This is a genomic window from Variovorax sp. OAS795, assembly GCF_040546685.1.
GTDB lineage: Bacteria > Pseudomonadota > Gammaproteobacteria > Burkholderiales > Burkholderiaceae_C > Variovorax.
On record NZ_JBEPOH010000001.1, the window covers coordinates 4911045 to 4936773 of the forward strand.

Consider the following 25729-nt stretch of genomic DNA (forward strand, 5'->3'; position numbering starts at 1 on the left):
ACCGGACGATCAGGCCGCACGCAGTTCGCCGATGGCGGCGGCCGGCCTTCCCTGCTGGGTGATCATCGACGTGAATTCCTGCAGCCGCACATGCAGCTCGGACAGGCTGGTCTCCTGCGCGGAAAGTTCGAGCAGGCGCTCGTCGAGATTGCCTGCCGCGCTCTGGATGCGCTCGATGGCCTCGATGCGCTTGCTGAAATTGCGGCGGCGCTCCTTCAGCTGCGCATCGATCTGTGCGCTGGCGCCCTTGCTCCAGCGCTCGACCTCGGTCATTGCAGCCTCGTTGACCAGCCGCAGCCGGCTCGCGAGCGCGCGCACGAGCTTGTCGCAGAAATCCGCTTGCGCCAGCTTCAGCATGTTGCCGACGCCCAGGTAATGGATATGGCTCTGCTCGATCTGGCTCAGCTCCTGCTCGAAGCTGCTCAGGTCGGGTTCGGCGGGCGCCTGCAGGGTGAAGCCCTGCTCGGCGTTGAGCTGGCGGAACGTGGCGTGCAGCATCGACTGGATCTCGGCCGTGGTCGCCTGCACTTCGCGCAGGTTGTTGCGCAGCGAGTCGAAGGTTTCGCCGTACACCTTGCGCACATTGAGCTTGATGCCCGGACGCTTGAGCGCGCCCGAAAGCCGCACCATGTCGGCCTTGAGCGCGGTACGGCCGAGCACGGCGTAGACCTCGCGCAGCAGCTTGCCCTGAACCGAGCGCAGCGCCAGGATGCGCGTGTTGCTGCCCTCGAACTCGTTCTGCTCCTGGTCGATGCGCGCACGCATGTGGCGTATGACCGAGATGTTCTTTCCGCGCAGGCCCTGCAGTTCGAGCGCCTGCTCCGACAGGTCGCGCTGGCGCACTTTCAGGATGCGCTCGGCCTCGGCCCGCAGCGCCACCATGCCGGCATCCACTGCGAGCCGGAGCATGGTTTCGCGCTTGCCGAGCACGCCGTCGGCAAGCAGGGTTTCGAGCGCCGGCAGGCGGCTCGCGTCGAGCAGCCGGGCATCGCGCTGGATCTTTGCCTGCAGGCCCTTCTGCGCCGACACCGGCAGCACCTGCACCAGCGGGACCTCGAGAAACCTGGCCGCCACTTCGCGCTGGCGCTCGATCTGCAGCTCGATCTGCGCGGGCGTGCTGAGCGAGTCCCACATGGTGTCGATCTTGTTGAGCACCACGAACCGCGTGTCACTGCCTTCGCCTTCGGTGACGAGGTGTTCGCGCCAGATGGACAGGTCGGAACGCGTCACGCCGGTTTCCGCCCCCAGGATGAAGACCACGGCGTGCGCCTGCGGAATCAGGCTGACGGTGAGTTCGGGTTCGGCGCCGATGGCGTTCAGCCCCGGGGTGTCGAGAATCACCAGCCCCTGCTCCAGCAAGGGATGCGGCATGTTCAGGATGGCATGGCGCCAGCGCGGGATCTCGACCCGGCCTTCTGCGTCCTGCACCGGGTTGTCGTCGGGCGTTTCTTCGTTCCAGAAGCCCAGCGCATGCGCCTCGTCCTTGCTGACCCAGCGCACCTCGGCCACCTTGCCCATGGCCTGGGCCAATTGCCCGGCGTCTTCCACGTCGATGGCGATCTCGGTCCAGCGCGTGGGTTTTTCGCGCCAGTGCGTGAGCGAATGGGGCTCCAGGCGGGTTTCGATCGGCAGCAGCCGCAGCTTGGGCGCCTGCGCGGCGTCATAGCCCAGTTCGGTCGGGCACATCGTCGTGCGCCCGGCACTGGCCGGCATGATGCGGCGCCCATAGCCCGCGAAGAAGATCGCGTTGATCAGCTCCGACTTGCCGCGCGAGAACTCGGCCACGAACGCGACCATGACCTTGCTGGTGCGGATCTGCAGCTCCAGGCCGCGCAGGCGCTCGGCCACAGCCTGGTCGAGCAGCTCGTTGTCGGTCAGCCAGCGGGTCAGCCACTGGAGGCGATGCGCAAAATTGCTTCGCCAGGCGCCGTGCTGATCGAGTTGTTGATTGAAGGAGCGGCTCAAAGGGAATATGTAAGAAACGACTTACAAATATAGCATCGCAACGCGTGGAGCAACCGTCTGCAGGAAATTTGGAGGGGATGCCGGAACACTATTTTTGACAGTTGGGGCAATAGTAAGTCGAACGCTGCCCCTGGCGCAGCAGCCGGATGGGCGTTGCGCAGACCCGACAGGGCTCGCCGGCACGGCCGTAGACCGTCGCCTCGAGCTGGAAGTAGCCGTTCTGCCCATCGACATTGGAGAAGTCGCGCAGGGTGCTGCCGCCCTTCTCCACCGCCCTGGCGAGTATCTCGCGCACCGCGGCATGCAGCCTGGCGGCCCGCGGCCGGCTGATGCGCGCGGCCGAGAGCGTCGGCCGAATGCCCGCCTGGAACAGGGCCTCCGACGCATAGATATTGCCCACGCCCACCACCACGTCGCCCGCGAGCAGCACCTGCTTCACCGCAGTGCGGCGCTTGCGGAGCCCGGCATGGAAGGCATCCAGGTCGAATGCGTCGCCCAGCGGCTCCATGCCGAGGCCGCCGAGCAGCTTGATGGCCCAAGGCGCGGCCTCGTCCTCGACGTAGACCACGGCACCGAAGCGGCGCGGGTCGTTGAGGCGCAGCGTGCCGCGGTCGGTCACCAGGTCGAAATGGTCGTGGACCCCGGGCGCGGGAAGCGCCATATCGAAGCGCAGGCTGCCCGACATGCCCAGGTGCAGCAGGAGCAGGCCCCGGTCCAGGTCGATCAGCAGGTACTTGCCGCGCCGGCGCACCTGCAGCACCCGTCGGCCAACCAGTGCCTCGGGCGCGACCATGAGCGCCCACCGCAGAGGCTTGCCGATGCGGACCGCATCGATGCGCGCACCGGCAATGCGTTCGGCAAAACCGCGCCGCGTGACTTCGACTTCGGGAAGCTCAGGCATGAAATTGAAAACTCCGGGCGGCGACGAAGCCCCACGTAATGCTGGCTCAAAAGCTTGGATTATTATGGTTCGATGATTCCATCGCCCCGCCGACACCGCCTTGCGGCGGCCGCGTCTCTCGTCCTGCTGGCTTGCGCCGTGCAGGCGCAGACCTCCGACCCCGCGTCGCCCAAGAGTCCGGCGCCGATCATCGAGCGGACGGCCCCGCCCCGCCCGGGAACAAGGCCTGCCGCGCCACCCGCGGCCGCGAAGCCCGCTGCCGCCAAGACCGCTGTCGAACCCCCCTCGCAGCCCTCCGCCCTGACTGCGGAGCTGTTCTACGAGATCCTGATGGGCGAGATGACCACGCGGGCGGGCGATCCGGGATCGGGCTACGCGCTGGTGCTCGATGCCGCCCGGCGGCTGCGGGACGGCAAGCTGTTCCAGCGCGCGGTCGAGATCGCGCTGCAATCGCGCTCCGGCGATGCGGCCCTGGCGGCCGCACGCGCGTGGCAGGAAACGCTGCCCAACTCGCGCGATGCACGCCGCATCGAACTCCAGATCCTGATCGCGCTCAACCGCATCGGCGAAACCGTCGCACCGCTGCGCGCCGAGATCGCGGCCACGCCGCAGATCGAGCGTCCGATGCTGATGGCCGTGATTGCGCGCAACTACGCCCGAGCGTCGGACAAGAAGCTGGCCGCCTCGGTGGTGGAGCAGGCGCTGGTCGACGAGCTCAAGAGCCCCACCAGCGCCGGACTGGCCTGGGCGACGGTCGGCCGGTTGCGCCTGAATGCCGGCGACACCTCCGGCGCCCTGGAGGCCGCATTCAAGGGCCAGCAGCTCGACCCCGCGTCCGACGCGCCGCCCGCATTGGCGCTCGAGATGATCGATCCCAACCAGCCGCTCGCTGAACCGATCGTCACGCGGTACCTGGCCAACAACCCCAAGGCGCCGCCGGACCTGCGCATCGCCTATGCACGCGTGCTGGTCGAAAACCGCCGCTTCCCGGATTCCGCTGCGCAATTGCAGACGCTCACCTCGACCCGGCCTGAACTCGCGGAGCCCTGGCTGCTGCTCGGCAGCCTGCAGGCGCAGGCCCGCCAGGACGCGGCGGCCGAAACATCGCTCAAGCGCTATATCGACCTGGCAGGCAGCCAGAAGGACGCGGACGACCGCCAGCGTGGCGTGACCCAGGCGTACCTCGTGCTCTCGCAGCTGGCGGAACGCCGCAAGGACTACACGGCCGCAGAGCGCTGGCTCGCCCGCGTCGAAAGCACCGACGACCTCGTCGTCGCGCAGACCCGCCGCGCGGGCCTGCTGGCACGCCAGGGCAAGCTGCCCCAGGCGCGCGAAATCGTGCGCGCCCTGCCCGAGCGCACGGCCGAGGACAAGAAACAGAAATTCCTTGCCGAAGTGCAACTGCTGAGGGACGCCAAGCAATACCAGGCGGCCTACGACATGCTGGCCCAGGCGTCCGTTGCCGCGCCCAACGACAGCGACCTGGTCTACGACCAGGCCATGGTGGCCGAGAAGCTCAACCGCCTTGACGAGATGGAGCGGCTGTTGCGCCGGCTGATCGAACTCAAGCCCGAGAACCAGAACGCCTACAACGCGCTCGGCTACTCCTTCGCCGATCGAAAGATCCGGCTCGACGAGGCGCGCACGCTGATCCAGAAGGCCGTGCAGCTGGCGCCGCAGGACCCCTTCATTGCCGACAGCCTGGGCTGGGTCGAATTCCGCCTCGGCAACACGACCGAGGCCATCCGCATTCTGGAAGCCGCCTACAAGACCCGGCCCGATCCGGAAATCGGCGCGCATTTCGGCGAAGTGCTCTGGGCTACTGGCCAGAAGGACCGCGCGGTCACGATCTGGAAGGAAGCGCTGCTGAGCGATGCCGAGAACGAAACCCTGCAGGAGACGCTGAAGCGCTTGCGGGTCAAGCCGTGACAGCGCTGCCTTCCCCGCGTCCCCAGGGTGGCCGACGGGTGGTGCTGTCAGCGGGCGCCGCGGCGCTCCTGCTCGCATCGGGCTGCGCGCAGCTTCCGGGCAGCCCCCGGCCCCAGGGCACCGCGGACGCATGGAGCGGACGCATGTCGCTGCGCATCGACAGCCAGCCCGTGCAGACCTTCTCCGCGCTGTTCGAGTTGCGCGGCTCGCCAGAGACGGGTGAACTCTCGCTCACGAGCCCCATCGGCAGCACGCTGGCCCAGTTGCATTGGGCACCCGGCGAAGCGCTGCTCAAGAACGGCAGCGAAGTGCGCCGCTACGAATCTGTCGACGCATTGATCGAAGCCGCCACCGGTGCCGCGATTCCCGTCGGCGCACTGTTCGGCTGGCTCGCGGGCCGGGACGAAGCCGTGCCCGGCTGGCGCCCGAACCTGGAACAGGTCGCCAACGGGCGCCTGCAGGCCACGCGCGAAGCCCCCAGTCCCACGGCGGACCTGCGCATCGTGTTCGAACGGTCATGAAGGCGATCTACGACCTTCCCGCACCGGCCAAGCTCAATCTCTTCCTGCATATCACCGGCCGGCGCGAAGACGGCTACCACCTGCTGCAGTCTGTCTTCATGCTGATCGACTGGTGCGACACGCTCCATGTCGAATTGCGCCGCGACGGCCAGCTCAGCCGGGAGGACCTCACGACCGCACTGCCGCCCGACGACCTGGTGCTGCGCGCGGCGCGCGCGCTGCAGGCACATGCGGCGCCCGGGCTGGGCGCCCACATCGGCATTGCCAAGCAGGTGCCGGCCCAGGCCGGCATGGGCGGCGGCTCTTCCGATGCCGCCACCTGCCTGCTGGCGCTCAACCGGCTCTGGAAGCTGAACCTGCCGCTGTCGCGCCTGGCCGACATCGGCGTGACACTGGGCGCCGACGTGCCGTTCTTCCTTGGCGGGCGCAACGCGTGGGTCGAGGGAATCGGCGAGAAAATCACGCCCGTGAACATTCCTGCGGCACGGTTCGTGGTGGTCAAGCCCCCCGAGGGACTCGACACCCGGCTAATTTTTTCTGACCCGGAGCTTCAACGCGCAACTCCTGTTGCTATAATCTCGGGCTTTGCTGCAGATAGCGAACAGCTTGAAGCCCAAGACCGCGAAAGCAGCGCTTTCAAGGTTTTCGACTTTGGCCACAACGACCTGCAGCCGGTTGCACAGCGGCTTTGCCCCGCGGTCTCCGAGGCCATCGATTGGCTCGGCGCCCAAGGGCTGAAAGCCCGGATGACCGGCTCCGGAAGTTCGGTGTTCGCGAAATTGCCGCAAGGGCCGCAAGAAGCGGAACTGGCCGAAGCCCCCGCGGGCTGGCAGGTTCGCCAATGCAGCAACCTGGCCGTTCATCCACTTTGGGGATGGGCGACCTGAAGATGATCGGGCCGTCACGGGTCTGATGCGACATAACGGTTGGTGGTGAAAACCATCGACCCGTGTAGGGGAGTCGCCAAGTTGGTTAAGGCACTGGATTTTGATTCCAGCATGCAAAGGTTCGAATCCTTTCTCCCCTGCCAAATTTCTTCTAGGCTGCGGCTTCACCGCCGCAGCGCTTTCAAACTGCGGCCCACCGGCCGCAGTGTTTCTTCTGCAGCTGCCCGCTGCAATAATCGGCGGCCCCAGGGTCGCCATGACTCAAATTCTTTGGCGGCTTCCTAAAAGCCAATTCGCACTGCCGGGACGCGCTCATGCAGGCTAATCACCCTGATTTCATGGTTTTCACCGGTAACGCCAATCCTGGCCTGGCCGCGGAAATCGCGCACAACCTCGGCACCTCGCTGGGCGCCGCGCGCGTGGGCCGGTTCTCCGACGGCGAAGTCACCGTCGAGATCAACCAGAACGTCCGGGCGCGCGATGTGTTCGTGGTGCAGTCGACCTGCGCACCGACCAACGAGAACCTGATGGAACTGCTGATCATGGTCGATGCGCTCAAGCGCGCGTCGGCCGAGCGGATCAGCGCGGTGATTCCCTACTACGGCTATGCCCGCCAGGACCGCCGCCCGCGTTCCAGCCGCGTGCCGATCTCGGCCAAGGTGGTGGCCAACCTGCTGGAGACCGTGGGCGTCGAGCGCGTGCTCACCATGGACCTTCACGCCGACCAGATCCAGGGCTTCTTCGACATCCCGGTCGACAACATCTACGCGTCGCCGGTGCTGCTGGGCGACCTGCGCCAGAAGAACTACGAAGACCTGATCGTGGTGTCGCCCGACGTGGGCGGCGTGGTGCGCGCACGGGCGCTCGCCAAGCAACTGAACTGCGACCTCGCCATCATCGACAAGCGCCGCCCCAAGGCCAACGTGAGCGAGGTCATGAACGTCATCGGCGAAATCGACGGCCGCAACTGCGTGATCATGGACGACATGATCGACACCGCCGGCACGCTGGTCAAGGCGGCCGAAGTGCTCAAGGAGCGCGGCGCGAAAAGCGTCTACGCCTACTGCACGCACCCGATCTTCTCGGGCCCGGCCATCGAGCGCATCACCCACTCCGCGCTCGACGAAGTGGTCGTGACCAACACCATTCCCCTTTCCGACGGCGCACTGTCGTGCGGAAAGGTCCGCCAACTCTCCGTGGCGCCGCTGATCGCAGAAACGATCCAGCGCATTGCCAAGGGCGAGTCGGTCATGAGTTTGTTCTCGGACCAGGACAACCTGTTCTGACCCGAGCAAAAAGCGGGCGCCACTTTCCTTTTGGGGCATGGCGCCCTTGTTGAACCGGAGTCGCACTGGTCGCGGTGGACTCTCACAGGAGTTGTTATGAAATTCGTCGCTTTTGAGCGCGCCAAGCAGGGCACGGGTGCGAGCCGCCGTCTCCGCATCTCGGGCAAGACGCCCGGTATCGTCTACGGTGGTGAAGGCCAGCCCCAGCTGATCGAGCTCGATCACAACGCGCTGTGGCACGCCCTCAAGAAGGAAGCCTTCCACTCGTCGATCCTCGAAATGGAACTCGGCGGCGCCACCAGCAAAGTGCTGCTGCGCGACGTGCAGTACCACCCGTTCCGCCAGCTGGTCCAGCACATCGACTTCCAGCGCGTCGATGCCAAGACCCGCCTGCACATGAAGGTGCCGCTCCACTTCAAGGGTGAAGAAGAGTCCGACGCCGTCAAGCTCGACCACAACCTCGTGACGCACGTCATGAACGAGCTCGAAGTGAGCTGCCTGCCGAGCGACCTGCCCGAGTTCCTCGAGGTCGACCTCTCCGGCCTGAAGAAGAACGCCACGCTCCACGTCAGCGACATCAAGCTGCCCAAGGGCGTGAAGTTCGTGAGCCACGGCAAGCTGAACCCCGTCATCGTGTCGGCCGTGCCTCCGCTGGTTGCCGAAGAGCCGGCCGCTGCCGCCGAAGGTGCAGCACCTGCCGAAGGCGCCGCACCTGCCGGCAAGCCTGCCGCCAAGACGGCCAAGCCCGCCGCGAAGAAGTAATTCTTCCCGCACCCTGCAAAAGGCCCGCTTCGTGCGGGCCTTTTGCTTTTGGGGCGGCGGGATAATTCCACCCATGATCAAGCTGTTTGTCGGCCTCGGGAATCCCGGGCCTGAATACGAAGCCACCCGGCACAACGCGGGCTTCTGGTGGATCGATGCGCTCGCACGCGACTGGAAGCTCAATCTCGCGCCCGAGCGCAGCTATCACGGCCTTGCGGCACGCGCGAACATCGGCGGGCAGAGCGTCTGGCTGCTGGAGCCGCAGACCTTCATGAACCTGTCGGGCAAGTCGGTGGGCGCGCTCGCGCGCTTCTTCAAGATCGCGCCCGAGGAGATCCTCGTGGCTCACGACGAGCTCGACGTGGTGCCCGGGCAGGCCAAGCTCAAGTTCGGCGGCAGCCATGCCGGGCACAACGGCCTGCGCGACATCCATGCGCAACTGGGCACCGGCGACTACTGGCGCCTGCGCCTGGGCATCGGACACCCTGGCGTCAAGTCGGAGGTCATCAACTGGGTGCTCAAGAAGCCGCTGAAGGAACAGCGCGAAGCCATCGAGGATGCCATCGTGCGCACCCTGCACGCGGCACCTGCACTGGTCGCAGGCGAGATGGAAAAAGCCACCCTGATCATTCACACGAGCAAACCGCCACGGCCCAAACCGCCGCGGCGGGAGCCCGGCGATGGAGGCGCGCCCGCGGCCCCCTGACCCAGCCGGCCTCAGGGCGCGAAGAGCGAGAGAAGAAAGGGAGAAAAATGACAAAGAGAATCACCGCCGCAAGAGCGGGCATGGCTATATTCTTGATAGCTTCCGGCGCTTTCTGGAACCCCGCCGCGGCGCAGGCCAGGGCCGAGGCCTACCGCTGCGGCAACACCTACACCGACCGCCCCTGCGAGGGCGGAAAGCCGGTGAAAGTCGACGACTCCCGCACCGAGGCGGACCGCCGCGCGGCCGAGGCCGGCACACGCCAGGCCGAAGCCCGTGCCGACCAGCTGGAGCGCATTCGGCTGTCGCAGGAAAAAGAAGCCTACGAGCGGGGCCGACGGTCGGCCAGCGATTCGCGGCAAGCCGCCATTGCCGAACGCCGGCTCGCGTCTTCCGAGCAGCTGGCGCGGGCGCGCGCGCAGAAACTCGGCGCCGAGCCGCGCAAGTCGAGCGCGCGCTTCAGCGGCCCGGCCGATGGAAAGCCGGCGGCCACCCCGGGCGACGGCGGCAAGAAGAAAAAACGGAAGGCCGCGTCCGACTCAAGCGCCGGCTGAAGGCGCCGGAGGCCGCGGTTCGAGTGCAGCGGCTGCTGCGGCCTTGGCCGCGGTGAGCCGTTCGAATTTCTGCCACAGCGTCTCGCGGCTTTCCACATGCTCGGGATGGATCGGAATGCACGCGACGGGGCACACCTGCACGCACTGGGGCTCGTCGAAGTGCCCGACGCATTCGGTGCACTTGTGCGGGTCGATCTCGTAGAACTCGGCGCCCATGTAGATCGCATCGTTCGGGCACTCGGGCTCGCAGACATCGCAGTTGATGCATTCGTCGGTGATCATGAGGGCCATACCCGATTATCGCGAACAAGGCACGCTTGTTGCAGGAGTCGGGTTATGCTGCGCCCCGCCCCATGAGCCTGTTCATTCTCAAGCGCCTCGCCACGCTGATCGGTACCCTGATCGGCGCCTCGGTCATCGTTTTCCTCGTCCTGGAGATCCTGCCCGGCAATGCCGCGCAGATGCTCATGGGCCCCGATGCCGCGCCCGAGGCAGTGGCCGCCCTCGCCACCAAGCTCGGCCTCGACCAGCCCGCCTGGACGCGCTACTGGCACTGGATCGCCGGCCTTTTGACCGGCAACCTGGGCGACAGCTACGCCTACAGCTCGCCGGTGCTCGACCTGATCCTGGAACGGCTCGCGCTCACCGTGCCGCTCGCGCTGCTCGCGATGGCCCTGACCACTGTGCTTGCGCTGCTGGTGGGCGTCACGGCTGCGGCGCGCCACAACAAGCTCGGCGACGTCGGCCTGATGGGGCTCACCCAGGTGGGCATCGCCATTCCCAATTTCTGGTTCGCCATCCTGCTGATCCTGGTGTTCTCGGTTCAGCTGCAGTGGTTCTCGGCTGGCGGATTCGAGGGCTGGAGCGAGGGCATCCTGGCGGGCATCAAGTCGCTGCTGCTGCCGGCGCTTTCGCTGGCGGTGGTCCAGGCCGCCATCCTCGCGCGCATCACGCGCTCGGCGGTGCTCGAGGTGATGCGCGAAGACTTCGTGCGCACCGCGCGCGCCAAGGGCGTCTCGCAGCGCGCGGTGCTCTGGACCCATGTGCTGCGCAACGCCATGATCCCGGTGGTCACCGTCATGGGCATGCAGTTTTCCGAACTGCTGGCCGGCACCATCGTGGTGGAGAACGTGTTCTACCTCCCGGGCCTGGGCCGGCTGATCTTCCAGGCCATCAGCAACCGCGACCTCATCGTGGTGCGCAACTGCGTGATGCTGCTCGCGGCCATGGTGGTCATCGTGAACTTCGTGGTCGACGTGCTCTATGCCGTGATCGACCCGCGCATCAAGGCGAGCGACATATGACGGCGATGACCGTTCCCAGCGCAGCGGCACTCAAGGTGGCGGGGTTCTGGCGCCGGGCGGTGCGGCACCGCAGCTTCGTGCTCGGTGGCGTGCTGACGCTGCTCCTGCTGCTGGCCGCCACCGTCTCGCTGGTGTGGACGCCCTGGTCGCCCTACGAGATGGACATGGCCAGCAAGCTGAAGCCGCCTTCGGGCTCGCACTGGCTGGGCACCGACACCTATGGGCGCGACGTGGCGTCGCTGTTGCTGGTGGGCGCGCGCGCATCCATCCTGGTGGGCGTGATCGCCGTGGGCATTGGCCTCGTCGTCGGCACGGCGCTGGGCCTCTTGGCGGCGGCACGGCGCGGCTGGGTCGAGGAGGCGATCATGCGGCTCACCGACTTTTCGCTCGCCTTCCCGGCCATCCTGTCGGCCATCATGATGACGGCCGTGTTCGGCGCCGGCATCGTCAACGCGATCATCGCGATCGGCATCTACAACATCCCGACCTTCGCGCGCATCACGCGCGCGTCGGCCAACGCCATCTGGTCGCGCGAGTACGTGGCGGCGGCGCGCGCCTGCGGCAAGGGTTCGTTCGCCATCACGATGCAGCACGTGCTGCCCAACATCTCGGCCGTGCTGATCGTGCAGATCACCATCCGCTTCGCGATCGCCATCCTGGCCGAGGCCGCCCTCTCCTACCTCGGACTGGGCACGCAGCCGCCGCAGCCCTCGTGGGGCCGCATGCTCAGCGAGGCGCAGACCATGATGTTCCAGTCGCCGCTGCTCGCGGTGTTCCCCGGCATGGCCATCGCGATGGCGGTGCTCGGCCTCAACCTGCTCGGCGACGGGCTGCGCGACCTGCTCGATCCGCGCCTGGCGCGCGCCCGCTAAGCACCATGCCTCTTCTCGAAGTCAACGACCTGCACATCGAACTGCAAACGCAGCGCGGCCCGGCCGAGGCCGTGCGCGGCATCGGCTTCACGCTCGAGCGCGGCGAAACGCTGGGCATCGTCGGCGAATCGGGTTGCGGCAAGTCGATCACGGTGCAGTCGCTGATGGGCCTGCTGCCGTCCACCGCCAAGGTGACCGGCAGCATCCGCTTCGACGGCACCGAACTCGTGGGGCGCGATGAAAAAGCCATGTGCCAGATCCGCGGCAACCGCATCGGCATGATCTTCCAGGAGCCGATGACGGCGCTGAACCCGGTGCACACCATCGTGCGCCAGGTCGGCGAACCGCTGCGCCTTCACCGCGGGCTATCGGCTGCCGAAGCGCGCAAGGAAGTGCTGGCGCTGCTCGATCGCGTGGGCATTCCCGATGCGGCTTCGCGGCTCGATGCCTACCCGCACCAGTTCTCGGGCGGACAGCGCCAGCGCATCGGCATCGCCATGGCCCTGGCCTGCGGCCCCGACCTGCTGATTGCCGACGAGCCCACCACCGCGCTCGATGTCACCATCCAGAAGCAGATCCTCGAACTCATCCAGGGCCTGGTGGCCGAGCGGGGCATGGCACTGATCCTGATCTCGCACGACCTCGGCGTCATTGCCCAGACGGTCTCGAAGATGCTGGTGATGTATGGCGGCAGCGTGGTCGAGAGCGGCCCGACCGAATCGGTTTTTGCCGAGCGCGCGCATCCGTACACGCAGGGCCTGTTCGCAGCGCGGCCGGCGCTCGGCGCGCCGCGCGGCGTTCGCCTGGCGACCATCCGCGGCAGCGTGCCCGAACTGGTCGACCTGCCGCCCGGCTGTCCCTTTGCGGGCCGCTGCAAGTACACGGTCGATGCCTGCCACGCAACCCGTCCGCCGCCCACGGTATTGCGGCACGACCATGCCGTGCGCTGCATCCGGCTGGAGGAAATTGCGGCGGAAGGCGCACTCGCATCATGAGCCAGCCTGCCAGCGATCAACCCTTGCTAGAGGTGACCGATCTCGTTCGCCACTATGCCCTGCCGCGAGAAAAGCTCTTCGGCCCGCCGCCGCTCGTGAAGGCGCTGAACGGCGTCAGCTTCGAGGTGGCAGCGGGCCGCAGCCTGGGGATCGTCGGCGAATCGGGCTCGGGCAAGTCGACCATCGCGCGCCTGGTGATGGCGCTCGACACGCCCACGTCGGGCAGCGTGCGCATGCTGGGCCGCGACCTGCACCAGCTGCCGCGGAACGAACTCCGCGCCGCCCGGCGCGATTTCCAGATGGTGTTCCAGGATCCCTATGGCTCGCTGGATCCGCGCCAGACCGTGGCACGCATCGTGGCCGAGCCGCTCGAGGCACTGGCCGCAACCACCCGCGCACAGCAGCGTGAGCAGGCCTCGGAGGCCCTCGCCGCCGTGGGCCTGCGCACCACGGACATGGACAAGTACCCGCACGAATTCTCGGGCGGCCAACGCCAGCGCATCGCGATCGCCCGCGCGCTCATCACGCGCCCCAAGCTCATCGTGGCCGACGAACCGGTGAGCGCGCTCGACGTCTCGGTGCAGGCCCAGGTGCTCAACCTCATGCAGGACTTGCAGCAGCAGTTCGGCATCAGCTACCTGCTCATCAGCCACGACCTCGCGGTGGTCAACCACCTGTGCGACGAGGTCTGCGTGGTTTGGAAGGGCAAGATCGTCGAACAGGGGCCGCCCGGCGAGCTGTTCCGCAATGCGCAGCATCCGTACACGCGCACGCTGCTCGACGCCGTGCCGCGCACGCCCACCGGCGGCACGCTGCTGGCGGCCTGAGCTCTCGCGCCGCCGCACGGTCTGACATCGGGGCGTCGCGCGCCTCCCCTAGGATGAGTGGCTCATAAGCATCTGGTTGCGCGCCGGCCGCCGCTCGGGGAAGATGCCTGCCTCTTTTCCGAAGACATTGCTTCATGCTCCAACGACGTACCCTGCTCGCCACCGGCGCCGCAGCCCTGGCTCCCCTTGCGCTGCCGACGATCGCCCTGGCGCAGCGAAAAAAAGACGCGCTGGTGCTGGCGCTCACGCTCGAACCCACAGGCCTCGACCCCACCGCCAAGGCCGGCGCAGAGATCGCCGAGGTGGTGCTCTACAACGTCTTCGAAACGCTCACCAAGATCAATTCAGACGGCAGCGTGACGCCGCTGCTGGCCGAGAGCTGGGAAGTCTCGCCAGACCTCAAGACCTGCACCTTCAAGCTCAGGCGCGGCGTGCGGTTCCAGAACGGCGAGCCTTTCAATGCCGGCACGGTGAAGTTCTCGTTCGACCGTGCCGCCGCGGCCAACAGCACCAACAAGGACAAGCGCACCTTCACGAACATGGCGGTGCAGGTGATCGACGAGCACACGGTGGTGCTGATCAACAAGGAGATCGAGCCCGAGCTGCTCTTCCTGCTGGGCCAGGCCTCCGCCATCATGGTCGAGCCGAAGACGGCCGAGACCAACGCCACCAGGCCGGTCGGCACCGGCCCCTACAAGCTCGACAGCTGGGCCAAGGGATCGTCCATCGTGCTTGCCAAGTGGGACGGCTGGCGCAATGCCGAGTCAGTGCAGATCCGCAAGGCGAGCTTCCGCTTCATCTCGGAGCCGGCCGCGCAGACGACGGCCCTGCTCTCGGGCGACATCGACCTGTTCCCGCATGCCTCGGTCTCGCGCAGCCTGCCCCAGTTCGAGGGCGACAAGCGCTTCCAGGTCGTCTTCAACGCCTCGCGCGGCAAGACGATCCTGGCCATCAACAACCGGCGCAAGCCGCTGGACGACGTGCGCGTGCGGCGTGCCATTGCCGCGGCCATCGACCGCAAGGCCGTGATCGAGGCGGCCGCGGATGGCCGCGGCGTGGCCATCGGCAGCCACTACGTGCCGGGCGCGCCGGGCTACGTGGACACGACAGGCATCAACCCGTACAACCCCGAGAGGGCGAGACAGCTGCTCGCCGAGGCCGGCGTGAAAACGCCGCTCGAACTCGACTTCGTGCTGCCGCCGCCACCCTATGCACGGCAGGGCGGCGAGCTCATCGCCGCGCAGCTGGCCAAGGTGGGCATCGTCGCCAAGATCCAGAACGTGGAGTGGGCCCAGTGGATCAGCGGCACCTATGGCAACAAGAACTACGACCTCTCGCTGATCCTGCACGTCGAGCCCTTCGACCTCGTGAACTACACCAAGCCGGAGTACTACTGGGGCTACCAGTCGGCCAGCTTCAACGAGCTGTTCGACAAGGCGCGCAACAGCGCTCGCACCGCCGACCGGCTGCGCTACCTGGGCGATGCGCAGCGCCTCCTGGCCGAGGAGGCGGCCAATGTCTTCCTCTACCAGCCGCAGTTCATCACGGTGGCGGCGCGCAACCTGCGCGGGCTCTGGAAAGACACGCCGATCTTCGTCAACGACATTGCCGCGCTTTCCTGGCGCTGAGTCGGCATCCGGGAACGTCCGGAGGAAAAACCGACTCCCGGGCACAGCGGCAAGGCGCCCGCTGCGAGAGAATGACTTTGCTGCGCGCGTGGCATCTTTCGTGCTGCGTGTCCTTCCTTCGCGGCGCGGCGCCTCCCATCGGGGCGCGGCCCACCGTGGAAGCAGTCATTCGCACTCACCGTTTTTCCGGAGATCACAACGTATGTTGAACCGTCGCACCCTCCTTGCCACCGCCGGCGCCACTGTCGCGATGGCCTCTCCCATCGCCGGCATGGCGCAGGGACGCAAGGACGCCATCGTGATCGGCATGGCACTCGAGCCGCCGGGGCTCGACCCGACTGCCGGGGCCGCGGCCGCCATTGCCGAGGTCGTGCACTACAACATCCTCGAGACGCTCACCAAGATCAACGCCGACGGCAACGTGACGCCTCTCTTGGCCGAAAGCTGGGAAGTCTCGCCCGACCTCAAGACCTACACCTTCAAGCTCAGGCGTGGGGTCAAGTTCCAGAACGGCGAGCCGTTCAACGCCAACACCGTGAAGTTCGCGTTCGACCGCGCCGGCGGCGAGAAGAGCACCAACAAGGACAAGCGCACGTTCGCGAACCTGAGCACGCAGGTGGTGGACGAGCACACCGTAGTGATCATCAACAAGGAAATCGATCCCGACCTTCCCTTCGTACTGGGCCAGGCCACGGCCGTGATCGTCGAGCCCAAGAGCGCCGACACCAACGCCACCAAGCCGGTCGGCACCGGCCCCTACAAGCTCGACAGCTGGGCCAAGGGTTCGTCGCTCACGCTGAGCAAGTGGGAGGGCTTCCGCAGCCCGGGCACCGCGAAGATCAACAAGGTCACCTTCCGCTTCATCGCCGACGCCGCCGCGCAAGCTGCGTCGCTCCTGGCCGGCGACGTCGACGTGTTCACGCGCATCGGCACGCGCGTGGTGCCTCAGTTCAAGAACAACCCGCAGTTCCAGACCATCCTGGCCGGCTCACGGGCCAAGACGATCCTGTCGATCAACAACAGGAAGAAGCCGCTGGACGACGTGCGCGTGCGCCGCGCCATCCTCGCGGCCATCGACCGCAAGGCGGTAATCGAGGGCGCGGCCGACGGCTTTGGCGTGCCCATCGGCAGCCACTACGTGCCGGGCGCCGCGGGCTATGTCGACACCACCGGCATCAACCCCTTCGACATCGAGAAGGCCAAGAAGCTGCTCGCCGAAGCCGGCGTGAAGACCCCGCTCGAACTCACCATGACCCTGCCGCCGCCACCCTACGCGCGCCAGGGCGGCGAAGTGATCGTGGCCCAGCTGGCCAAGATCGGCATCACGGTGAAGGTGCAGAACGTGGAGTGGGCGCAGTGGCTCAGCGGCACCTACGGCAACAAGGACTACGACCTGTCGATCGTCTCGCACGTCGAGCCCTTCGACCTCGGCAACTACGCCAAGGCGGACTATTACTGGGGCTACCAGTCGAAGGCCTTCGACACGCTGTTCGACAAGATCAAGTCCACGGGCAATGCGGCCGAACGCAACAAGCTGCTCGGCGAAGCGCAGAAGCTGCTGGCCACCGACGCGGCCAACGGCTTCCTCTACCAGCCGCAGTTCCCGACCATTGCGAAGAAGAACGTGAAGGGCCTCTGGAAGGAGAACCCGATCTTCGTGAACGACCTCTCGGCCCTCTCCTGGGGATGAGCGCGGACGTGTCCTCTTCTTCGCTCAACGACCTTTCCGCGCGGGAACTCTCGGCCGCCTACCGCGAAAAGCGCCTCTCGCCGGTCGAGGTTGCGCAGGCCGTCATTGCGCACATCGAGCGGTGGGAGCCGCAGCTGCAGGCCACCTGGCTCTTCAGGCCCGAAGCCGCGCTCGAACAGGCGCGCGCCTCGGAGGCACGCTGGCAGCGCGGCGAAGCGCTCGGCCCGCTCGACGGCGTGCCGGCCACCATCAAGGAAAACATCGCCACGCGCGGCGACCCGATGCCCGCCGGCACCGCCGCCGTCGACCTGAAGCCGGCGGCAGCGGACGCGCCGCCGGCCGCGCGCCTGAAGGAAGCCGGCGCGGTGGTCGTGAGCAAGACCACCATGCCCGACTACGGCATGCTGTCCTCGGGGCTGTCGAGCTTTCACAAGCTGGCGCGCAATCCGTGGGACCTGCGCAAGACGCCGGGCGGATCGAGTGCCGGGGCCGGTGCGGCCGCCGCCGCCGGCTATGGACCGCTGCACATCGGCACCGACATCGGCGGCTCGCTGCGGCTGCCCGCGAGCTGGTGCGGCATCTTCACGCTCAAGCCGAGCCTGGGCCGCATCCCGATCGATCCGCCGTACATGGGCCGCGCCGCGGGGCCGATGACCCGCAGCGTCGGCGATGCCGCGCTGATGATGCAGGTGCTCTCCAGGCCCGACGCGCGCGACAGCATGAGCCTGCCGCCGCAGGACATCGACTGGGCCAACTTCGACGTCTCGCCCGACCATCTGCGCGGGCTGCGCATCGGCCTGCTGCTGGACGCGGGCTGCGGGCTCGCAGTGGAGCCCGAGATCCAGGCCGCGGTCGAGCATGCGGCGCGGCTGTTCGAAAAGGCCGGCGCCGTCGTCGAGACGATGCAGCCGTTCATGTCGCAAACCATGCTCGACGGCATGGACCACCTGTGGCGCATGCGCTCGCTGGTGGACATGAAGGCCCTGCGTCCCGACCAGCGCGCCAAGGTGCTGCCCTACATCCGCGAATGGGCCGAGAGCGCGGCGGAATTCAGCGGCGAGCACGTGTTCCGCGGCTTCAGCCAGTTCCATGCGACGCGCGTGGCGGCGGTGCAGGCCTGCGCGCGCTTCGACTACGTGATTTCACCCGTGTCGCCCAACATGCCCGCCGCCGCCGAAGCACCCTCGCCGACCAACGATCCGCTGCGGCCGCTGGAGCACATCGGGTTCACGGTGCCATTCAACATGTCGGAGCAGCCCGCGTCGTCGGTGAACTGCGGGTACTCGGCCGACGGATTGCCGATCGGATTGCAGATTGCGGGCAAGCGCTTCGACGACCTCGGCGTGCTGCGCGTCTCGCGTGCGTTCGAGCAGATTCGTGAACCGCAGCGGCCCTGGCCTGTCGGACCTTAGCACTGCTGTTCGGGGCCGCGCTCGCGCCCTGAACAGCAGCGCCCAAATCAAGCGCTACCCCGAGGTGTGTTACACCAGGTGCGTCGCCAGCATTTCCCTGGCCCGCGTCACGAATTCCGTCTCACCCCTGCGGCCGGGCAAGAACTGGAACGCGACCCGGGGCAAGGCCGGCAACCCATGCGGCGCCGCCAGCCGCACCACCCCGTCGCACACCGCGGACTCGTTCAGGCAGGCCACCCCCAGCCCCGCGGCCAATGCCGACTGCAGGCCCGCCACCCCCGAAGCCACATGCGCCAGCGCATACGGCACCCGGCGCCGCCGCAGCAGCGCCACGGTGAACTGGTGCAGCGAACAGGTGTCCGGCAAGGCCAGCAGGCGCAGCGGCTCGCCACGCTCCAGCCGCATGCCCGCGGCGCCGAGCCAAGCCAGCGATTCGCGCCGGATGACGGGTGCCTTCGGGGCCCGCTCCGGCGATGACGCCGCACCCGCGATATTCATCGCCAGCCCCACGTCGAATTCGCCATTCGCATAGGCGGCCCGGAGCGCGTCGCTCTTCAGGATGCTCACGTTCAGCCGCACCCGCGGATAGCGCTCGCCGAGTCGGCCCAGGAGCCGCGTGAGATCGCCGGGGCGAAAGTAGTCGGTCACCGCGAGCCTCAGCTCGCCCTGCAGGATCTCGCCATGCAGGTCGCGAAACGCCTCGTCGCTGAGCGCGAGGATGCGGCGCGCATAGGCCAGGAGCCGCACGCCCGCCTCGGTTGGCGCCACGCCGGCCTTGCTGCGCGTGAGCAGCGACTGCCCTGCCCGCTCCTCCAGCTTGCGGATCTGCTCGCTGACCGACGACTGCGAGAGGAACACCCGCGGCGCAGCGGCCGTGAGGCTGCCGGCATCGATCACGGCGGCCAGGGTGCGAAGCTGTTCCAGGTCGAAGGTCTGCATCTCTATCCATACGTTTTACCGATGGCATCAATCATATATTCCCGCTTTTCCGATTGATAGGCGATCTCCACAATGACCCCATTGTTCATTCATTCATGGAGTTCCAAATGCCGCATATCGTTGTTCACCTGTCGGGCCAGCCCGACGCCCAGCTCACCCGCAAGACCGTCGACACGGTCGCCGAGCTGACCCAGAGCGTGCTCGGCAAGCAGCTGCCGGTGATCGCCATCACGGTGCAGTACATTCCCGCCGACACCTGGTTCATCGGCGGGCAGTCGCTGGCCTCGCTCGGCAAGTCGGCCTTCCACCTGGACATCAGCGTGACGGACGAGACCAACACCAAGGCCGAGAAGGCGCGCTACCTGCGCGAGGTGCATGCCGCCATGGCGCGGATCCGGCCCGACCTGCACGAGGTGTCGTACATCCACGTGATCGATGCGCGCGGTGCGGCCTACGGCTACGGCGGCAAGACCCAGGAATACCGCCACCAGCAAGCGGGCGTTTGAAGCCTGCGCCGGGGCGTGGCACCATCGGCGCCATGCCTCCTGCAACGCTGCATGCCGACAGCTTCGGCAACCCGCTCACGCTCGACGACGCCGCGAGCCTGCCGTTCGTCGACGACTTCGCCGTGGGCTTTTTGTCGAGCGAGGCGCGCGCGGTCAACCTGCTTGCCTTGGCCGACCGCGACGCGAGCCCCCTCGTGCAGGCCTACTGCGCGACACTGCACCTCTTCGCGGAATCGCGCGATGCCGTGACCCATGCGCAGCCCTTCCTCGTCAAGGCCCGCGCCGCAGCACACCGCGCCACTCCGCGCGAGCAGCGCTACATCGCGGCCATCGAGGCCTGGGCCGAAGGCGACATCGCCAAGGCCATCGTGCTGCACACGGAGCAGGCGCGCGACCATCCGCGCGACCTCGTCTCGGTGAAGCTGGGGCAATACCACTGCTTCAACACCGGCGACTGCCCCGGCATGTTGCGCCTGGCGCTCGCGGCGCTGCCGGCCGCCGGCGACGTGCCCTACGTGCACGGCATGGCCGCCTTCGGCTACGAGCAGTGCCACCTGATGCGCGAGGCCGAAACCAGCGCCCGCCGCGCCATCGGCATGTGCCGCAAGGAACCATGGGCACATCATGCGCTGGCGCATGTGATGCTCACCGAAGGCCGGCTCTCCGAAGGCTTGGCGTTCATGCAGGAAGTGAGCGGCACCTGGACCGGGCTCAACTCCTTCATGGTCACGCACAACTGGTGGCATGTGGCGCTGTTCCTCATCGAGCTCGGTCGCGATGCCGAAGCGCTCGAGGTGTACGACCGCGAGGTGTGGGGCGTGGTCAAGGACTACTCGCAGGACCAGATCGGCGCCGTCTCGCTGCTCGCGCGCTTCGAGCTCGCGGGCATCGACGTCGGTACGCGATGGGACGACGTGAGCGGCTACCTTGTGCAGCGCACGGCCGACCATGTGCTGCCCTTCCTCGACCTGCAGTACCTGTATGGGCTGGCCCGCGCGGGCCGGCCCGAGGCCGATGTGCTGCTGCGCAACATCGAGGCCCATGCGCCACGCGCGCCGCTCTCCGTTCGCGCCGCCTGGGAGCACGTGTGCGTGCCGGCCGCGCGCGGCCTCGTTGCGCATGCGCGTGGCGATTTCGCTTCCTCCATCGAAGGGCTGGGCATGGCCTTGCCCCGACTGCTCGAGATTGGCGGCAGCCACGCGCAGCGCGACCTGTTCGAGCAGGTGTACCTGGACGCCCTCGTGCGCGCCGGCAGCCAGGCCACGCTCACGGGCGCACAAGGCATGCTGCAGCAGCAGTTCAACGGCCAGCCCGAGTCGCTGCGCCTGCGGCGCCAGGCCGGCGCCGTCTATGCGCGGCTCGGGCTCGAACAACTGGCCTCGCGGTTCTGAGACGACAAGCCGGCCGCCCCGCTGGAGAGGCGGGCCTGCGCCAGCGGCTCAGTTCTTCTCGAGATGCCGCCGCTGGTCGTAGACCGGCTGCGGCGGCAGGTCGGCAAGATGCCGCGTGTCGGCCCAGTCGACGATCTCGATCGCGTCGGGCATCGCGGGGTCGGCCATGCGGATGCGGTTGAATCCCGCATTGGGAATGTCGCTCTGGCGCGGCCCGCTGAGGCTGAGCCCGCGCGCGGTGCGCCACACCATGTCGAGCACGCCGCCATGGGTGACGACGATCAGGCGCTGTCCGCGGTGCGTGCTGGCCAGGGTGCCCAGCGCCGCGACGATGCGGGTGTGGAATTCGCGCGCCGATTCGCCCTCGGGCATGGCATGGTCCTCGCGAAACTCCAGCCATTGCTCCCACGCGCGCGGATGCAGCGCCTGGATCTCGTCGGCTCGCATGCCTTCGACGATGCCGAAATGCTGCTCGCGCAACCCCACCGACGTGACCACCGGCAGCGACAGCTGCGAAGCCGCGGGCGCGGCAGTCTGCTGCGCGCGCATGAGGTCGCTGCTGACGATGTGCTGGGCCGTTTCGCCCGCCAGCCGCAGGCCCAGGCGGCGAGCCTGTTCATGGCCCATGTCGTTCAGGGGCACGTCGGCATGCCCCTGGAAGCGCAGCTCGCGGTTCCAGGCGGTTTCGCCGTGGCGGATCAGGATGATTTCGGTCGGGGAATCGGGTGGGGACGTGGGCATGGAACGCCCATTCTCCATCGCATGCGTGACGGCCGAGCGCCCGATGGCGGCATCTGTTGCATGGCCGCCACCCGCAGCCTGCCGGTCGCCGGATCACGCAAAATGCGCCCATGCCCCACCTTGTCCTGCTGCCCGGCCTCGCCTGCGACGAGCGCCTCTGGGAAGCGCAGCTTCCCGTCATTCCGCCCGAATTCGAAGCGCGTGTGAGCGATGCCCATGCGCGGCACGACACCATCGAGGCCATGGCCGCGGCCGTGCTGCGCGAGCACCCCGGTCCGCTCGTGCTCTGCGGCGCATCGATGGGCGGCATGATCGCGATGGAAGCCGCGCGGCAAGCACCCGAGCGCATCGCCGGGCTCGCGCTGCTGGGCACCAATCCGCGGCCCGAGGCGCCCGACATGTACGAGCTGCGCGAAGGCGCGATCGAATTGTTCGAACAGGGCGACCTGCGCGAGGTGATCGAGCCGAACGTGGTCTTCGCTTTCCACCCGGCGCAGGCGGCCGACGAGGCGCTGGTGCAGCGCTACCTCGAGATCATCCTGGACGCCGGCGCACAGCAGCTGATCCGGCAGAACCGCGCCGTGATGCGGCGCCCCGATGCCCGCACCCACCTGCCCGCGCTGCGCGCACCGGTGCTGCTGGTCTGCGGCGATACCGACCGGCTGGCCCCGCCCGACTGCACGCGCGAGATCGCGGCGTTGGTGCCGCACGCCGAGGTGGTGTGGGTGGCGCAATGCGGCCACATGCTGACGATGGAGAAGCCCGCAGTCGTCAATGCGGCGCTGCTCTCGTGGCTGGCTCAGTGGAGCTGACCGCCGGTTTCGGCCACGTCTTTTTCAACGGCCAGCGCGGTGGCCACCGCAACGCGCAGCCCCTCGACCATCGTGGCCAGCGACATGCTCGGCAGGCCCGGGAAACGTGCCGCCTGTTCGGGCAGGTAAGGGATGTGGATGAACCCGCCGCGCTGCCCCGGCACCGGGACCGCGGCCATGCGGTGCATCAGGCCATAGAAGATGTGGTTGCAGACGAAGGTGCCCGCGCTGTTCGACACGGATGCGGGAATACCGGCCTTGCGCAGGTCGCGCACCATGGCCTTGATCGGCAGCGTAGAGAAATACGCCGCCGGCGCGCCCGGCACCACAGGCACGTCGATGGGCTGGCGGCCCGCGTTGTCGGCAATGCGGCCGTCGTCGATGTTGATGGCCACCCGCTCGGGCGTGATCTCGGCGCGGCCGCCGGCCTGGCCGATGCACAGCACCAGTTCGGGCTGCAGCTCGTCCATGGCAGCGGCCAGCGTCTCGATCGCCTGGCCGAAGACACATGGCATCTGCCGCGCATGCACGGTCGCGCGGCCACACCGCCAGCCGTCCAGCGCACGCACGGCTTCCCATGAGGGATTGAGGGCTTCGCGGTCGAACGGATCGAAGCCAGTCAGGAGGACGTTGGTTCGCTGCGCCACGGCTGTATGGCGGTTTCAGGACACCGCGCGAACCGCGATGCCTTCTTGCTGAAGTCGGTCGCGGATGCGGCGCGCAAAAGCCAGCGCGTGGGCGCCGTCGCCGTGCAGGCAGACGGTCTGGGCATTGACCGGCACGGTGCTGCCGTCGATGGCCGTGACCTTGCGGTCGCGCACCAGCGAGAGCGTCTGGGCCAGCGACTGTTCTTCGTCCTCGATCAGCGCGCCGGGCTGGCTGCGCGGCACCAGGCTGCCGTCGGGCATGTAGCCGCGATCGGCAAACACCTCTTCGACGGGCGTGAGCCCGGCGCGGCGCGCGGCCTCGATCATGCCGCTCCCCGCCAGGCCGAAGAACCTGAGCGAGGGATCGAAACGCCGCACCGCTTCGCACAGCGCGTCGGCGAGTTCGGGCTCCTTCACCGCCTGGTTGTAGAGCTGGCCATGCGCTTTCACGTGGGAGAGCTTGCCGCCTTCTGCCTTGGCGATCGCGGCCAGCGCGCCGACCTGGTAGAGCACGTTGGAGACGATCTCGTCGGGCGGCAGGTGCATGGTGCTGCGGCCGAAATTTTCGCGGTCCGGAAAGCTCGGATGGGCGCCGATGGCGACACCGTGTTCGATCGCCCAGCGCACGCATTGCCGCATGGTCTTGGGGTCGCCAGCATGCCAACCGCATGCGATGTTGGCCGAGCTCACGAGGCCGAGCAGTGCTTCGTCGCTGCCGGCGCCTTCGCCGAGGTCGGCATTGAGGTCGATGTGCATGGGTTTTGTCCTTCCTGGTGGCGCATCGCCGAACCGGCGTGCGCCTGCAGCCGCCAAGTCTATGCCGGTCTCGTCCAGCCCGCAGCCGCGAGGCCGTGCGCCACTTGCGCCAGGTAGCGCTGCTGCTCGGCCCAGGCCTCGAGCGCCTCGGCCATGTCGACCTGCACGAGCCGCAGCCTGCCCTCGAGCGGCGCCTGTGCGAGCTTCCACAGGTCGGCGCGGATCACCACGCCGATGCGCGGATAGCCGCCGGTGGTCTGCGCGTCGCCCATGAGGATGATCGGCAGGCCCGAGGGCGGTACCTGGATGGTGCCGGGTATGACGCCCGACGAGAGCATGTCGGCACTGCGCTTGCGCTTGAGTTCGGGGCCCGCGAGGCGGCTGCCCATGCGGTTGCTCTGCGTGGTGATGCGCCAGCGCTCGCTCCAGAGTTGTGCCTGCGAGGCCGTGGTGAACTGGTCGAACTCGGGGCCGGGCAGCACGCGCAAGGCGATGGATTCATCTTCTTCGGACCCCCAGTCGGGGCCGCGCAGGCCGAAGGGACGCCTAGCCAATCTTGCGGTATCGAGCGCCGTAGGGCCCAGCGCAAGCCGGTCGCCCTTGCGCAGCGCGCGGCCCTCATGGCCGCCGAACCCCGCCTTCAGGTCGGTGCTGCGCGAGCCGAGCACCAGCGGCACATCGATGCCGCCCGCCACCGCGAGCCAGCTGCGCAGCCCGGCCTTCTTCACGCCTGCGGCGTTGGCGCCAGCGAGCCTGAGGACCTCGCCCGCGTCCACCGGCACGCTCCAGCAGGGCCAGAGCGGCGCATCGTCCAGCCGTGCGCCGAAGCCGTCTCCCACCAGCGCGATGCGGGTCGCGGTCTCGAAGCGCAGCTCGCAGCCGCCCATCGTGATCTCGAGGCCGGCCGCGCCGTCGGCATTGCCGACCAGCCGGTTCGCGAGCGTGAGCGCCAGCACGTCGAGCGCGCCGCCGGGGCAGATGCCCAGCTGGCGCTGCCCATGCCGGCCGAGGTCCTGCACCGAAGCCAGCATGCCGGGCTTCTGGACCAGCATCATGTCTGCACGCTTTCGACGACGAAGCGCACGCGGTCGCCCGGTCGCAGCAGGGTCGGAGGCTCGGCCTTCGGATCGAAGAGCTCGAGCGCGGTGCGGCCGATCAGCTGCCAGCCGCCCGGCGACACCAGCGGATAGATGCCGGTCTGCTCGCCGCCGATGCCGACCGACCGCGCGGGCACCGCCGTGCGCGGCTCCGACCGGCGCGGCGTGGCCAGTTCGGGCGGGAGTCCGCCCATGAAGGCGAAGCCCGGCAGGAAGCCGAGCAGGTAGACCACGTATTCGGCCGCGCTGTGGCGCCGCACCACTTCGGCCGGCGAGAGCCCGGTGTGGGCCGCCACGTCGGCCAGGTCGGGTCCGTGCTCGCCGCCGTAGGTCACCGGAATCTCCACCCGCCGGCCTTCGATGGCCGCTGCAGGCAGCCGCGGCCATGCCTCGTTCACGCGCGCCATGAGCGCATCGATGCCGATCGCGGTCGGATCGAAAGTCAGCGTCAGGTTGTTCATGCCCGGCAGCACCTCGCCCACGCCGGCCCACTGCTGCACCTCGGCGCCCAGCGCCCAGATCTGCTGCTGGTGCGCCAGCGTGGCCGGGGGCGGCAGCTCGCACAGCAGCGCCGCGTCGCCAAGCGGATGAAGGCGAGGCAAAG

At 67.8% G+C, this 25729-nt stretch carries 26 protein-coding genes and 1 tRNA gene; 18 read left to right on the plus strand and 9 right to left on the minus strand.

Annotation, left to right across the window (positions count from 1 at the left end):
• Positions 1-9: 9 nt before the first annotated feature.
• Together ABID97_RS23720 and mutM are read right to left on the minus strand one after the other, a co-directional pair.
• Positions 10-1965, minus strand: coding sequence for a dynamin family protein (locus ABID97_RS23720; protein WP_354401187.1), 1956 nt, complete (start codon positions 1963-1965; stop codon positions 10-12).
• Positions 1966-2053: 88 nt separating this feature from the next.
• The gene (gene mutM, locus ABID97_RS23725; protein ID WP_354401189.1) at positions 2054-2866 is read right to left on the minus strand and encodes a bifunctional DNA-formamidopyrimidine glycosylase/DNA-(apurinic or apyrimidinic site) lyase; all 813 of its coding nucleotides are present in this window, start codon (positions 2864-2866) and stop codon (positions 2054-2056) included.
• A gap of 72 nt (positions 2867-2938) precedes the next feature.
• Here mutM and ABID97_RS23730 point away from each other — a divergent pair, with 72 nt between their 5' ends.
• The 8 genes from ABID97_RS23730 to ABID97_RS23765 all read left to right on the plus strand — a co-directional run bounded on the left by ABID97_RS23730 (position 2939) and on the right by ABID97_RS23765 (position 9508).
• Positions 2939-4795 (plus strand): tetratricopeptide repeat protein, encoded by a 1857-nt coding sequence (locus ABID97_RS23730; protein WP_354401191.1) that lies wholly within the window; start codon positions 2939-2941, stop codon positions 4793-4795.
• Positions 4792-5316: a lipoprotein insertase outer membrane protein LolB gene (locus ABID97_RS23735; RefSeq protein WP_354401193.1), complete on the plus strand. Its 525-nt coding sequence runs from the start codon at positions 4792-4794 to the stop codon at positions 5314-5316. The genes ABID97_RS23730 and ABID97_RS23735 overlap by 4 nt, the downstream gene beginning before the upstream one ends.
• Positions 5313-6203 carry a 4-(cytidine 5'-diphospho)-2-C-methyl-D-erythritol kinase gene (ispE, locus tag ABID97_RS23740; protein WP_354401195.1) on the plus strand — a complete coding sequence of 297 codons (891 nt, stop codon included), beginning with the start codon at positions 5313-5315 and terminating at the stop codon, positions 6201-6203. Before ABID97_RS23735 ends, ispE begins: the two co-directional genes overlap by 4 nt.
• Before the next feature lie 66 nt (positions 6204-6269).
• Positions 6270-6346: transfer RNA gene (locus tag ABID97_RS23745), tRNA-Gln, on the plus strand.
• A gap of 171 nt (positions 6347-6517) precedes the next feature.
• Positions 6518-7489 carry a ribose-phosphate pyrophosphokinase gene (locus ABID97_RS23750; RefSeq protein ID WP_354401197.1) on the plus strand — a complete coding sequence of 324 codons (972 nt, stop codon included), beginning with the start codon at positions 6518-6520 and terminating at the stop codon, positions 7487-7489.
• A 96-nt stretch (positions 7490-7585) separates the two neighbouring features.
• Positions 7586-8251 (plus strand): 50S ribosomal protein L25/general stress protein Ctc, encoded by a 666-nt coding sequence (locus tag ABID97_RS23755; protein WP_354401199.1) that lies wholly within the window; start codon positions 7586-7588, stop codon positions 8249-8251.
• 73 nt (positions 8252-8324) lie between these two features.
• Positions 8325-8957: an aminoacyl-tRNA hydrolase gene (pth, locus tag ABID97_RS23760; RefSeq protein WP_354401201.1), complete on the plus strand. Its 633-nt coding sequence runs from the start codon at positions 8325-8327 to the stop codon at positions 8955-8957.
• Positions 8958-9037: 80 nt separating this feature from the next.
• Positions 9038-9508, plus strand: a complete 471-nt coding sequence (locus ABID97_RS23765; RefSeq protein ID WP_354401203.1) for a hypothetical protein — start codon at positions 9038-9040, stop codon at positions 9506-9508.
• Here the strand turns inward: ABID97_RS23765 and ABID97_RS23770 are convergent.
• Positions 9494-9799 carry a YfhL family 4Fe-4S dicluster ferredoxin gene (locus ABID97_RS23770; protein WP_354401205.1) on the minus strand — a complete coding sequence of 102 codons (306 nt, stop codon included), beginning with the start codon at positions 9797-9799 and terminating at the stop codon, positions 9494-9496. The two genes, ABID97_RS23765 and ABID97_RS23770, sit on opposite strands and share 15 nt — an antisense overlap.
• A 62-nt stretch (positions 9800-9861) precedes the next feature.
• Here ABID97_RS23770 and ABID97_RS23775 point away from each other — a divergent pair, with 62 nt between their 5' ends.
• The 7 genes from ABID97_RS23775 to ABID97_RS23805 all read left to right on the plus strand — a co-directional run bounded on the left by ABID97_RS23775 (position 9862) and on the right by ABID97_RS23805 (position 18236).
• The gene (locus ABID97_RS23775) at positions 9862-10812 is read left to right on the plus strand and encodes an ABC transporter permease (protein ID WP_354401207.1); all 951 of its coding nucleotides are present in this window, start codon (positions 9862-9864) and stop codon (positions 10810-10812) included.
• Complete coding sequence (locus ABID97_RS23780) at positions 10809-11684, plus strand: ABC transporter permease (protein WP_354401209.1); 876 nt, start codon at positions 10809-10811, stop codon at positions 11682-11684. The genes ABID97_RS23775 and ABID97_RS23780 overlap by 4 nt, the downstream gene beginning before the upstream one ends.
• A gap of 5 nt (positions 11685-11689) precedes the next feature.
• Positions 11690-12679: an ABC transporter ATP-binding protein gene (locus tag ABID97_RS23785; RefSeq protein ID WP_354401211.1), complete on the plus strand. Its 990-nt coding sequence runs from the start codon at positions 11690-11692 to the stop codon at positions 12677-12679.
• Positions 12676-13506: an ATP-binding cassette domain-containing protein gene (locus ABID97_RS23790; protein WP_354401213.1), complete on the plus strand. Its 831-nt coding sequence runs from the start codon at positions 12676-12678 to the stop codon at positions 13504-13506. The genes ABID97_RS23785 and ABID97_RS23790 overlap by 4 nt, the downstream gene beginning before the upstream one ends.
• Before the next feature lie 134 nt (positions 13507-13640).
• Complete coding sequence (locus tag ABID97_RS23795; RefSeq protein WP_354401215.1) at positions 13641-15134, plus strand: ABC transporter substrate-binding protein; 1494 nt, start codon at positions 13641-13643, stop codon at positions 15132-15134.
• Positions 15135-15336: 202 nt separating this feature from the next.
• The gene (locus ABID97_RS23800) at positions 15337-16824 is read left to right on the plus strand and encodes an ABC transporter substrate-binding protein (RefSeq protein WP_354401217.1); all 1488 of its coding nucleotides are present in this window, start codon (positions 15337-15339) and stop codon (positions 16822-16824) included.
• Entirely contained in the window at positions 16821-18236 is a 1416-nt protein-coding gene (locus tag ABID97_RS23805; RefSeq protein ID WP_354401219.1) for an amidase, read from the plus strand. The genes ABID97_RS23800 and ABID97_RS23805 overlap by 4 nt, the downstream gene beginning before the upstream one ends.
• Before the next feature lie 69 nt (positions 18237-18305).
• Here ABID97_RS23805 and ABID97_RS23810 read toward each other — a convergent pair whose 3' ends face one another.
• Positions 18306-19175 carry a LysR substrate-binding domain-containing protein gene (locus ABID97_RS23810; RefSeq protein WP_354401221.1) on the minus strand — a complete coding sequence of 290 codons (870 nt, stop codon included), beginning with the start codon at positions 19173-19175 and terminating at the stop codon, positions 18306-18308.
• Between the two features lie 107 nt (positions 19176-19282).
• Here ABID97_RS23810 and ABID97_RS23815 point away from each other — a divergent pair, with 107 nt between their 5' ends.
• Positions 19283-19681: a tautomerase family protein gene (locus ABID97_RS23815; RefSeq protein ID WP_354401223.1), complete on the plus strand. Its 399-nt coding sequence runs from the start codon at positions 19283-19285 to the stop codon at positions 19679-19681.
• A 32-nt stretch (positions 19682-19713) separates the two neighbouring features.
• Positions 19714-21072, plus strand: coding sequence for a tetratricopeptide repeat protein (locus ABID97_RS23820; RefSeq protein WP_354401225.1), 1359 nt, complete (start codon positions 19714-19716; stop codon positions 21070-21072).
• Between the two features lie 48 nt (positions 21073-21120).
• Here the strand turns inward: ABID97_RS23820 and ABID97_RS23825 are convergent, their stop codons facing one another.
• A complete protein-coding gene (locus ABID97_RS23825; protein WP_354401226.1) occupies positions 21121-21813 on the minus strand; it encodes a histidine phosphatase family protein in 693 nt (230 codons plus the stop codon).
• Between the two features lie 110 nt (positions 21814-21923).
• Here ABID97_RS23825 and ABID97_RS23830 point away from each other — a divergent pair, with 110 nt between their 5' ends.
• Entirely contained in the window at positions 21924-22625 is a 702-nt protein-coding gene (locus tag ABID97_RS23830) for an alpha/beta fold hydrolase (RefSeq protein WP_354401227.1), read from the plus strand.
• Here the strand turns inward: ABID97_RS23830 and pcp are convergent.
• The 4 genes from pcp to pxpB are packed head-to-tail and all read right to left on the minus strand — an operon-like array spanning position 22613 to position 25727.
• Complete coding sequence (gene pcp, locus ABID97_RS23835) at positions 22613-23272, minus strand: pyroglutamyl-peptidase I (protein WP_354401228.1); 660 nt, start codon at positions 23270-23272, stop codon at positions 22613-22615. The two genes, ABID97_RS23830 and pcp, sit on opposite strands and share 13 nt — an antisense overlap.
• A 15-nt stretch (positions 23273-23287) precedes the next feature.
• Positions 23288-24028, minus strand: coding sequence for a 5-oxoprolinase subunit PxpA (gene pxpA / locus ABID97_RS23840; RefSeq protein ID WP_354401230.1), 741 nt, complete (start codon positions 24026-24028; stop codon positions 23288-23290).
• Positions 24029-24087: 59 nt separating this feature from the next.
• A complete protein-coding gene (locus ABID97_RS23845) occupies positions 24088-25083 on the minus strand; it encodes a 5-oxoprolinase subunit C family protein (protein ID WP_354401232.1) in 996 nt (331 codons plus the stop codon).
• The gene (pxpB, locus tag ABID97_RS23850; protein ID WP_354401849.1) at positions 25080-25727 is read right to left on the minus strand and encodes a 5-oxoprolinase subunit PxpB; all 648 of its coding nucleotides are present in this window, start codon (positions 25725-25727) and stop codon (positions 25080-25082) included. Before pxpB ends, ABID97_RS23845 begins: the two co-directional genes overlap by 4 nt.
• Positions 25728-25729 lie beyond the last annotated feature (2 nt).